The 658-nt window shown below is 42.4% G+C and carries 1 protein-coding gene; it reads left to right on the top strand.

Annotated features, from left to right (window positions below):
* Positions 1 to 321: 321 nt before the first annotated feature.
* Positions 322 to 630, top strand: coding sequence for a hypothetical protein (locus tag A918_RS0117205; protein ID WP_022712252.1), 309 nt, complete (start codon positions 322 to 324; stop codon positions 628 to 630).
* The last annotated feature ends 28 nt before the right edge of the window (positions 631 to 658 follow it).

Raw genomic sequence — 658 nt, 5'->3', positions numbered from 1 at the left:
CCCGCCTGCGGCGGTCATACATTTTTTGATAATCCTAAATAAATTATGCCGATCGAGGCGACAAATAATTTGAAATAGGATAACTTTCACGACGAAGCGAAAACGCATCGCTTTGGGGCTTAGAATCCCCTTACTTGCGGTTGGTGTTGGCCGTTACAGCACCGGACTCTTTGACTTTTATGGTCGGGGAGCTTGTAGCGTATGCAACAGGCTCAACGAGCTAAAGGCTATGAGGATCGTCAAGTACGGTATTCTAACTCCCCGATCACCAAGGGATCAATGAGCATGTTAGCGGGGGCGCACCGCTGAAGCTTGAGGGGAATGAAATTGACTTCTCAGCATGAGATTTATGCGATTACGCACCGCCAGCTTGGCGAATTTATTATTGAAATTTATCCCAATTTTTCGGACGCAATTAATGATTTTTGGGCGTTTGAGAACGAATTTAAACATTCAACAAATTTCAATGAAAGCCATGAGCTGACTTTGCATAATGCTTCAGCAAGTTTGCCGCAAAATTTAGTTTTTATTTCAGATAATGCCAAAAAAGCGTACTTGAAAACGGCTGAATATGAAAATCTGGTGAATGCAAAGCTGCTGCAAAAGCTGCATGTGAGCCAGAAATGTTGAATCCGGATTTCCGATAAATTGAAATATA

It is taken from the genome of Pseudochrobactrum sp. AO18b (assembly GCF_000409565.1).
GTDB lineage: Bacteria > Pseudomonadota > Alphaproteobacteria > Rhizobiales > Rhizobiaceae > Pseudochrobactrum > Pseudochrobactrum saccharolyticum.
This window is presented reverse-complemented; position numbering and strand designations above follow the sequence as displayed.